The sequence below is a fragment of the Streptomyces sp. NPDC006261 genome (assembly GCF_040613515.1).
GTDB lineage: Bacteria > Actinomycetota > Actinomycetes > Streptomycetales > Streptomycetaceae > Streptomyces.
In genome coordinates this window covers 23,762-33,564 of sequence record NZ_JBEXSI010000065.1, presented here as the reverse complement: position 1 = coordinate 33,564, position 9,803 = coordinate 23,762, and the positions used below count along the sequence as shown (strand labels likewise).

The window sequence follows — 9,803 nt, the reverse complement described above, 5'->3', positions numbered from 1 at the left end:
TGCGCGTCGGAGGTTTCCGGCCAGTGCACGACCGGCAGGGGTGGCAGGCCGAGCCGAGGCGCGATGTCGATGTTCGCCGCTTCTTCCCAGGTGGTCACCTGGACCGGCGGGGCCGTCGGGCGTGTTCCGGTGGGCCTGCGATGGGGAACGGCTCGGCGGACGCTCGACATCCGCCGGAGGTGGGCGGCTCCCGGACGGGCGGCTCGGCATCCTGGCCGGGTATCCCCTTGCGCCGACTTCACGGAGGCTGCCCGTGTTCCTTCACACCCACACCCCTCCCGCAGGAGCCCTCACCGGAGTGTGGCTGGTAGGGGCCCGAGGCTCGGTCGCCACCACGGTGGTCGCGGGCTGCGCCGCACTGGCGGCCGGGCTCCACCCCTCCACAGCACTGGTCACCGAGACGGCCGCCTTCGCGGGCAGCGGCCTGCCGGCCCTGTCGTCCCTGGTCTTCGGCGGACACGACACCTCGCTCGCCCCGCTGCCCAAGCGGGCTGAGGAACTGGCCGCCCAGGGCGTGCTGCCGCACCGGCTGACCGCCGCCGTGCAGGGCGAACTGGCCGCCGCCGACGCGCGGATCCGCCCCGGCGGTCCGCTGCCGGGCGACGGACGCGACCACGCGGAACTCATCGCCGGCTTCGCCGCCGACATGGAGGAGTTCGTCCGCGGCACGGGCGTCGCCCGTGCGGTCGTGGTGAACGTCGCCTCGACCGAGCCGGTCCCCGCCGAGGGCGCCTGGCCGGCCAGCTCCCTGTACGCGGCCGCCGCGCTGAAGGCCGGTTGCGCGTACGTCAACTTCACCCCGTCGGCCGGGCTGCACCACCCCGGACTCGCCGGGCCGGCCGCCGCGTCGGGCCTGCCGTACGCCGGCCGCGACGGCAAGACCGGCCAGACGCTGCTGCGGGCCGTACTGGCGCCGATGTTCCACCAGCGGGCGCTGGACGTACGGGCCTGGTCGGGCAGCAACCTGCTCGGCGGCGGCGACGGAGCCTCGCTCGCCGACCCGGCGGCCGCGGCCGCGAAGAACGCCGGCAAGGAACGGGTGCTCGCCGACAGCCTGGGAGCGGTGCCCCAGGGCGAGGTGCACATCGACGACGTACCGGCCCTCGGGGACTGGAAGACGGCCTGGGACCACGTGGTGTTCGACGGGTTCCTCGGCACCCGGATGGTGCTCCAGACGATCTGGCAGGGCTGTGACTCGGCGCTCGCGGCGCCGCTGGTCCTGGACCTGGCCCGGCTGGTGGCCCGCGCCCACGAGCGCGGCCTGTCCGGGCCGCGCCCCGAACTCGGCTTCTACTTCAAGGACCCCGACGGCGGCCCGTCGGCTCTGGCCGAGCAGTACGCGGCCCTGCTGGCCTTCGGCGAGAAGCTGGGAGGGACCCGATGACGGCCCCCTCGCACCTCCCGCCCGCACGCCTTAAGCCGTCCACCCGCACCGCCCTGGTGCGCAGGTGGGCGCGGCGCCTGGGCCTCGCGGCCGGTGACCCGCGCGAGAGCGCCCCCGCCGCCTCCGCACCCGCCCCGCGGGCCCCGCAGCGGCCGGCCGGCCTCTCGCGGCCGGCCGTGCCCCGTCCGACTGCCGTGCCCCGTCCGACGGCCGGAAAGCAGCTGTGGGCCTGGGCGGAACTGCTGCGCGCCCCGGGCGCCTTCACGGTGCCTGGCGACGCCCTCACGGGCGCCGCGGCCGCCGGGGCCGCACCGCGTGGCCGCACCGCCCTCGCGGTGGGTGCCTCGCTCTGCCTCTACGAGGCGGGCATGGCGCTCAACGACTGGGCGGACCGCGAGGAGGACGCGCGTGAGCGCCCGCACCGGCCGCTGCCCTCGGGGCGGATACGGCCCGAAGCCGCCCTCACGGCGGCGGGCGTGCTGACAGCGGCGGGCCTCGCCCTGGCGGCGCGCGCCGGCCGCGGTGCCCTCGCGGTCGCGGTGCCGCTGGCGGCCACGGTCTGGGCCTACGACCTGAAGCTCAAGCACACCCCCGCGGGCCCGGCGGCCATGGCCGCGGCCCGCTCCCTGGACCTGCTGCTGGGCGCGGCCGCCGCGGGCGGCGCCGTACGTCCGGCGCTCGCTCCGGCAGCCGTGCTCGGCGGCCACACCTACGTCCTCACGCTGGTCTCCCGCCGCGAGGCCGAGGGGGGTTCCACCGCCGTCCCGCTCGCCGCCCTCGCCGCCGCGGGCGCCCTGTCCGCCGTCCTCGTCCGCCGCCCCGCCGGGAAGCCGGATGCCGCACCCGGCGCCCTCCCGGTCCTGACGGCCGACCGCGCCACCGGCGCCGTACGGGCCGCGATGGCCGCGAGCTACGCGCTGACCTTCGGAAGGCCGCTCCTGCACGCGGCCCTCAACCCGTCACCCGTACTCACCCAGCGGGCCGTCGGCGGCGGTATCCGCGCCATGATGCCGCTCCAGGGCGCACTGACGGCCCGGGCGGGAGCCCCCGGGGCCGCCCTCCTGATCGTCGCCTTCGCGCCGCTCGCCGCCCGTCTGGCCCGGAAGGTGAGCTGCACATGAGCGGGCTGCGCCTGGGATACGGCACCAACGGACTGACCGACCTGCGGCTGGAGGACGCCCTCGCGCTGCTGGCCGACCTCGGCTACGACGGGGTCGGGCTGACGCTCGACCACATGCACCTGGACCCCCTCGCACCCGACATCGGCGCCCGAACCGCCCGCATCGCACGGCGCCTGGCGGAGGTCGGTCTCGGCGTCACCGTGGAGACCGGCGCCCGCTACGTGCTCGACCCGCGCCGCAAGCACGGGCCCACCCTGCTCGACGCGGACGACGAGGCCCGCGGAGCCCGGGCAGGGCTGCTGGTGCGCGCTGTGCGGATCGCCGCCGAACTCGGCGCGCACGCCGTGCACTGCTTCAGCGGAGTCCGGCCGCAGGGCGTCGAGGAGGACACCGCATGGAAACGCCTCGCAGAAGCCCTCGGACCGGTCCTGGACGCGGCCGCGGAGAACGGCGTACCGCTCGCGATCGAACCGGAACCCGGCCACCTGCTCGCCACCCTCGCCGACTTCCACCGGCTCCGCGCCGGCCTGGGCGACCCCGGCCCGCTCGGCCTGACCCTCGACATCGGCCACTGCCAGTGCCTGGAGCCCCGCTCGCCCGCCGACTGCGTGCGCGACGCCGCGCCCTGGCTGCGGCACGTCCAGATCGAGGACATGCGGCGCGGTGTGCACGAGCACCTGCCCTTCGGCGACGGGGAGATCGACTTCCCGCCGGTACTGGAGGCCCTGGCGGAAGTCGACTACCAGGGGCTGACCGTCGTCGAACTGCCCCGCCACTCCCACGCCGGGCCCGAACTCGCCGCGCGTTCACTGCGGTTCCTGCGCGATGGAGGCACTGGATGAGAGTCCCGGACACCCGCCCGGACACCCGCCCGGACGCTGCGGCAGAGGCCGGGCCGTACCGGCAGCTCGACGAGGACGCCCGCCGCTGGCTGGACGCCGCCCGGGCCGAGGCCGCCGCCCAGGCCCCGGCCTGGGAGCTGCGCTTCGCCGAGGCGGGCCGCATGTGCGGCCACCCCGACACGGGCACCGAGGCGCGCCTGCTGCTCCTGCGCACGGCGCGGCCCGCCCCGGCCGACGTGACCCGGCTCTACCGGCAGGGCACCGCCGCCGAGCGCCGCGCCGTCCTGCTCGCCCTGCCGGACCTCGCTCCCGGGGCGGCCGAGGGCGTGGCCCTGGTCGAGGACGCGCTCCGGGCCAACGACACCAGCCTGGTCGCGGCGGCTGTCGGCCCGTACGCGGCTTGCTACCTGTCGCCGCACGCCTGGCGGCACGCCGTACTCAAGTGCCTGTTCACCGGGGTGCCTCTGGCCGCCGTCGCGGACCTCGCGGGCCGTGCACGCGGAGACGGCGAACTCACCCGGATGCTCACCGCCTACGCCGCCGAGCGCACCGCCGCCGGCCGTGAGGTCCCCGACGACCTGCGCCACCTGCTCGCCCTGACCAAGGAGCTCCCATGCGAATCTTCGACCCGCACATCCATATGACCTCGCGGACCACCGACGACTACGAGGCGATGTACGCGGCGGGGGTCCGCGCGGTCGTGGAGCCGTCCTTCTGGCTGGGCCAGCCCCGCACCTCTCCTGCGTCGTTCTTCGACTACTTCGACGCCCTCCTCGGCTGGGAGCCCTTCCGCGCCGCCCAGTACGGCATCTCCCACCACTGCACCATCGCGCTCAACCCCAAGGAGGCGAACGACCCCGCCTGTAGCCCGGTTCTTGCGGAACTGCCCCGCTACCTGGTCAAGGACCAGGTCGTCGCGGTCGGCGAGATCGGCTACGACTCCATGACCCCGGCCGAGGACACCGCCATGGAGCTCCAGCTCCAGCTCGCCGCCGACCACGGCCTGCCCGCCCTCGTGCACACCCCGCACCGGGACAAGCTCGCCGGCCTGAAGCGCACGATCGACGTGGTCCGCGCCTCCGCCCTCGACACCGGGCGGACCCTGCTGGACCACCTCAACGAGTCCACGGTCAAGGAGGCCAAGGACAGCGGGGCCTGGCTCGGCTTCTCCGTCTATCCCGACACCAAGATGGACGAGCAGCGCATGGTCGCCGTCCTCGAGGAGTTCGGCCCTGAGAGGGTGCTCGTCAACTCCGCCGCCGACTGGGGCAGGAGCGACCCGCTCAAGACGCGCAAGGTCGGGGAGGCCATGCTGGCCGCCGGGTTCGACGAGGACACGGTGGACCTGGTCCTGTGGCGCAACCCCGTCGCCTTCTACTCCCTCAGCGGCCGGCTGCGCCTGGAGACCCCTGCCGTCGCCGCCACCCACGAAGGCAACTCCATCCTGCGCGGCGCACCCAGGAGCGCCGAGAGCCCGCGCCCTGCCGTCCCCGACGGAGCGTGAGCGATGCGCCTGCGCCATCCCGACGGTTCGGTCGTCCACCTCGCGTACTGCACCAACGTGCACCCGGCCGAGACCCTGGAAGGGGTCATCGCCCAGCTCGGCACGTACGCCGAGCCGGTACGCCGGCGCCTGGGCGTCGCCCGCCTCGGCATCGGGCTGTGGCTGGCAGAGGAGGCCGCCCGCACCCTGGACACCGACCGGCGCGCCCTCGCGGCCCTGCGCGCCGAACTCGACCGGCGCGGCCTGGAGGTCGTCACCCTCAACGGGTTCCCCTACCGGGGGTTCGGCGCCGAGGTGGTCAAGTACCGGGTCTACGAGCCCGACTGGGCCGACCCGCAGCGGCTCGGGTACACCCTGGCCCTGGCCCGGGTGCTGACCGCGCTGCTGCCCGACGACGCCGCCGAGGGCACCATCTCCACCCTGCCGCTGGCCTGGCGCACCGTCCACGACGGCCCGCGCGCGGCCCGCGCCCACGCGGCCCTCGCCGAGCTCGGCGGCCGTCTCGACGACCTGGCCGAGGCGAGCGGCCGCCCGGTCCGCGTCGCCCTGGAGCCCGAGCCCGGCTGTGCGGTGGAGACCACCGCCGACGCCATCGGCCCGCTCTCCGCGCTCGGCCACGACCGCGTCGGGATCTGCGTCGACACCTGCCACCTGGCCACATCTTTCGAGGAGCCGCGCGGCGCCCTGGCGGCCCTGGGCGCCGCCGGGGTGCCCGTGGTCAAGGCCCAGCTCTCCGCGGCCCTGCACGCCGAACACCCCGGCCGGCCCGAGGTGCGCGCCGCGCTGGCCGCCTTCGACGAACCGCGCTTCCTGCACCAGACCCGGACCCGCACCGCGGCCGGCCTGCTCGGCACCGACGACCTCGGGCCGGCCCTGGCCGGCGACACGCTGCCCGACGGCGCCCCGTGGCGGGCCCACTTCCACATCCCGCTGCACGCGGCACCCGCCGCCCCGCTGGCCTCCACGCTTCCCGTGCTCGAGGAGGCCCTTTCCGTCCTCGTCGGCGGGGAGCGGCCGCTGACCAGGCACCTGGAGGTGGAGACGTACACCTGGCAGGCGCTGCCACCGGCGCTGCGGCCGAAGAGCGCGGACCAGCTCGCCGACGGCATCGCCGCCGAGCTCTCCCTCGCCCGCGACCTGCTGACGGACCACGGCCTGAAGGAACTTCGATGACGCTGACCGCCCCAGCCCCCTGTGCCCCCGCGCCGCTGCTTGTTCTGGACGTCGTGGGCCTCACCCCGCGACTCCTGGCCCACATGCCCCGCCTCGCCGCCCTCGGCGGGCAGGGCTCCCAGGCCGCCCTGGACACCGTGCTGCCCGCGGTCACCTGCTCCGTGCAGGCCACCTTCCTGACCGGAACCACCCCCGCCGAACACGGCATCGTCGCGAACGGCTGGTACTTCCGCGACCTCGGCGAGGTCCTGCTGTGGCGCCAGAGCCACGAGCTGATCGAGGGCGAGCGGGTCTGGGACGCCGCCCGCCGCCGTCATCCGGGCTACACCGTCGCCAACATCTGCTGGTGGTACGCGATGGGCGCCGACACCGACTGGACCGTCACGCCCCGCCCCGTCTACTACGCCGACGGCCGCAAGGAGCCCGACTGCTACACCCGGCCCCCGGCCCTCCACGACGAGCTGACCGGACGCCTGGGCACCTTCCCCCTGTTCACCTACTGGGGTCCCAACGCGGGCCTGCCCTCCACCCGGTGGATCATCGACGCCACCCGGCACGTGATGGCCACCCGCAGCCCCGATCTGACCCTGGCGTACCTGCCCCACCTCGACTACGACCTCCAGCGCTTCGGCCCCGGCGACCCGCGCTCCCACCGGGCCGCCGCCGCCCTGGACGAGGCCCTGGCCCCGCTGCTGGAGGACGCCCGCCGCCAGGGCCGTACCGTCGTCGCGCTCTCCGAGTACGGCATCACCGACGCCGGCCGGCCCGTGGACGTCAACCGCGCCCTGCGCCGGGCCGGGCTCCTGGAGGTCCACACCCAGGACGGCATGGAGTACCTCGACCCGGGCGCCTCGCGCGCGTTCGCCGTCGCCGACCACCAGCTCGCGCACGTCTACGTACGGCGGCCCGAGGACCTCGGCGCTGTGCGCGCGGCCCTCGAAGGCCTCGATGGCGTCGACCTGCTCCTCGACGAGCAGGGCAAGAAGGAGCACGGTCTGGACCACCCGCGCTCGGGCGAACTCGTCCTCCTCGCCGAGCCGGACGCCTGGTTCACGTACTACTACTGGCTCGACGACGCCCGCGCCCCCGACTTCGCGCGGCACGTGGAGATCCACCGCAAGCCCGGTTACGATCCCGCCGAGCTGTTCATGGACCCGGAGGACCCCTACGTCCGGGTCAAGGCCGCGCGCGCCCTGGTCCGCAAGAAGCTCGGTATGCGCTACCGGATGGCGGTCGTGCCGCTGGACCCCTCCCCCGTCCGCGGCAGTCACGGTCGGCTGCCCGGCCACCCCGACGACGGCCCGGTGCTGCTGTGCTCGCGGCCCGGGGCCGTTGCGGGACGTGTCGCCGCGACCGAGGTCAAGGCGCTGCTGCTGGAGCTCGCCGGGCTCGGCGGGACCATGGCCGCCAGGGGACTCCAGCAGGCCACAACCGGCGCTCCGGGACCGGTCGAGAGCGCCGGTTGACGATCGGTCACACCGGTTTCCTGCGTTGGCCGAGACTCAAAGGGGTCCATGCCCGTGAAAAAGATCGCTACGTCGGATGAGCTGTCCGCGCGGGCTCAGCGGATTGCCGAGCGCACCCGCACCGACTGGAAGAAGCCGCCGCGCCGCATCGAGAAGTCCGAGTGCATCACATGCGACACCTGTCTTCGTGCCTGCCCCGCGGAGTTCGGCGCCATCTTCGACCGCGGGCTGGACGTCGTGATCATCCCCGAGCTGTGCTCGGGCTGCCCCCAGTGCGTCCTGGAATGCCCGGTCGACTGCATCTACGTCGACGAGGACTGGACCCCGACCGACGACACGATGTGGAACCACATCGAGCTCACCACCAGAGGCGCCCTGTGACCGGCCCGTCGGAGCGCGGGCTGACCCGCCGTGAGATCAACGCCAGGAAGCGGGTCAGCCGCCGCCCCAGCCGGCTCGGCACCCCCGCCGGAACCCTCAAGCCGGAACGTGAGGCCGAACCCGACGCCGGATTCCCCGGGCTGCTCAAGCGGGTCTGGCGGGCCGCCGGCGAGGCCACCGACCTGCGCTCGACGGTCGAGGTCCTGCTGACCCTCGACGGGCACGTCCCCGCCGACATCCAGATGCGGGCGCTGGGCACCGCCGAGGAGGCGGCCCTGAAGGCGCTCACCGGCCTGACCTGGCGCGCGCAGAGCGGCGAGGCCGCCGCGGGTCCGGCCGACGCGGCCGACGAGCCCGCCTTCCTCGGCGAGATCGGCCTCTCCCACAGCGGCCGCATCGCCCTGCGCGTCCCCTCCCGGGGCCCGCTCGACCAGCGTGACCTGGTCGCCGGAGTGCTGCGTGTCCCGTGGAGCCGCCGCGCCCTGGAGTCCTACCGCCAGGAGATCGCAGGCACCCGCACCCGCCTCGCCGAGTCCGTCGCCGACTGCCGTCGGTGGCTGGAGCGGCAGGGCCCCGAGGGCCGCGACGAACTGCTGGAGCAGGCGAAGGAAGCGGCGCTGCGCAACGCGCCCTTCGTGCTCCACCAGGACCAGAAGCTGTACACGAACTTCCGCGGTCCGAACAACCTCACCGGCAAGACCCTGTGGCCGGGCCACCCCGACTGCGCGCTCAGCGGCCTGCAAGGGCTTCCGGTGGACCTCTGGTCGGACCAGGACGTCCAGCTGGTCGTCTGCCTCACCCTGCTGATCCGCTCGGCCGGTTTCGGCCGTGTCGAGGAGGCCAACGGCACCCAGCTGACCGTCGACCACCTCGCGTACATGCTCGAGCGGGTGCGCCGGAACTACAACGCCATCCCCGGCGGCACCACCGAGGTGCCCCCCGCCGCCTCCGGAAGCGTCGAGGCGCTCAGCGCCCTCGCCCTCATGCTGAAGGACCGCCGCCAGGAGGCCCTGGGGAGCGCCCAGCTCTACCGGGAGATCCACGGCGCCCTCATGCACAAGATCGAGAAGGTGGCCGCGGCTCCCGGCGAGAGCGCCCGCGCCCAGGAGGACGCGGTCTGCGCGCTGCTGCGCGAGAAGCTGCCGCTGACCGGCGGCACGCTGGAGGAGCTGGGCCGAGAGGTCGCCGGGTCCCCGCAGTGGCTCGCCGCCCCGCACGGCGGGTTCGGCACCGGCCTGGAGTCCCTCGTCTACGAGGCCGTGGCCGCGTCCGCCCAGGCATTTCGGGCCGACTTCGCGATGAGCCGGGGTATGCGGTCGCTGCCCGAGCTCATCAGAGCGGTCCGCGAGGAGCGCTGGGCGGAGATCTGCGACTGGGACATCACCCAGTTCTTCTGCTGCGTGGTGCCGCTGCCCGAGGCACGTCGCCACTTCGCGGGCTCCGTCGCCTCGCTCGCCGACACCGCCTGGGCGATGTCCTCGCGGATGCAGTACAACTCCTGGCACTTCGTGGCGGGCAACATCCCGCGCGTGCCCGAGGTGCTGGCCCGCGACCACTTCGTACCGCCCACCATCCCGGACATCGCCTTCTACTCCGACCAGCACCACCACGGGCACGTCAACAACCTGGTGCGGTTCACCGTCCGCTCCCCGCAGGCCGTCGACGTGGACGGCCGCCGGTTCAACGGATTCATGGACCTGCGGCTGCTGCGCTGCGACGGAACCCCCTTCGACGAGCAGGACATGCTCGCCGCCCACTGCGTGTCGGCGTTCATCGCGGGGGCCACCAGCGCCGCCGCCACCCTGGCCGCCCGAGGCGAACAGGCCGAGGTCACGGCGTTCGACGCCGGCTGGCACTGGAAGTCCATCACCGGCACCGAGCCCGCGGTCGCCGAAGCCGCCCACCGGCCGGTCCGCCGTGCGTCCTGACCCG

9 protein-coding genes are annotated in these 9,803 nt (G+C 74.6%); all 9 read left to right on the top strand.

The features are described 5' to 3' along the window. The first annotated feature begins 253 nt into the window (after positions 1-253). Genes ABZ154_RS30055 through ABZ154_RS30015 form a run of 9 tightly spaced genes read left to right on the top strand, consistent with a single transcriptional unit; the run spans position 254 to position 9,799 of the window. The gene (locus ABZ154_RS30055) at positions 254-1,384 is read left to right on the top strand and encodes an inositol-3-phosphate synthase (protein WP_356837529.1); all 1,131 of its coding nucleotides are present in this window, start codon (positions 254-256) and stop codon (positions 1,382-1,384) included. After that, on the top strand, positions 1,381-2,505 hold the full coding sequence (locus tag ABZ154_RS30050) for an SCO3242 family prenyltransferase (protein ID WP_356837528.1): 1,125 nt from the start codon (positions 1,381-1,383) through the stop codon (positions 2,503-2,505). Before ABZ154_RS30055 ends, ABZ154_RS30050 begins: the two co-directional genes overlap by 4 nt. Then, positions 2,502-3,347: a sugar phosphate isomerase/epimerase family protein gene (locus tag ABZ154_RS30045; protein ID WP_356837527.1), complete on the top strand. Its 846-nt coding sequence runs from the start codon at positions 2,502-2,504 to the stop codon at positions 3,345-3,347. The genes ABZ154_RS30050 and ABZ154_RS30045 overlap by 4 nt, the downstream gene beginning before the upstream one ends. Continuing rightward, on the top strand, positions 3,344-3,991 hold the full coding sequence (locus ABZ154_RS30040; RefSeq protein ID WP_356837526.1) for an EboA domain-containing protein: 648 nt from the start codon (positions 3,344-3,346) through the stop codon (positions 3,989-3,991). The genes ABZ154_RS30045 and ABZ154_RS30040 overlap by 4 nt, the downstream gene beginning before the upstream one ends. Then, positions 3,961-4,851 (top strand): TatD family hydrolase, encoded by an 891-nt coding sequence (locus ABZ154_RS30035; RefSeq protein WP_356837525.1) that lies wholly within the window; start codon positions 3,961-3,963, stop codon positions 4,849-4,851. Before ABZ154_RS30040 ends, ABZ154_RS30035 begins: the two co-directional genes overlap by 31 nt. A gap of 3 nt (positions 4,852-4,854) precedes the next feature. Continuing rightward, positions 4,855-6,024, top strand: a complete 1,170-nt coding sequence (gene eboE, locus ABZ154_RS30030; RefSeq protein WP_356837524.1) for a metabolite traffic protein EboE — start codon at positions 4,855-4,857, stop codon at positions 6,022-6,024. Further along, positions 6,021-7,490: a nucleotide pyrophosphatase/phosphodiesterase family protein gene (locus ABZ154_RS30025; RefSeq protein ID WP_356837523.1), complete on the top strand. Its 1,470-nt coding sequence runs from the start codon at positions 6,021-6,023 to the stop codon at positions 7,488-7,490. Before eboE ends, ABZ154_RS30025 begins: the two co-directional genes overlap by 4 nt. A 48-nt stretch (positions 7,491-7,538) precedes the next feature. After that, on the top strand, positions 7,539-7,871 hold the full coding sequence (locus ABZ154_RS30020) for a 4Fe-4S dicluster-binding protein (protein WP_356837522.1): 333 nt from the start codon (positions 7,539-7,541) through the stop codon (positions 7,869-7,871). Further along, positions 7,868-9,799 carry a hypothetical protein gene (locus tag ABZ154_RS30015; RefSeq protein ID WP_356837521.1) on the top strand — a complete coding sequence of 644 codons (1,932 nt, stop codon included), beginning with the start codon at positions 7,868-7,870 and terminating at the stop codon, positions 9,797-9,799. Before ABZ154_RS30020 ends, ABZ154_RS30015 begins: the two co-directional genes overlap by 4 nt. Positions 9,800-9,803 lie beyond the last annotated feature (4 nt).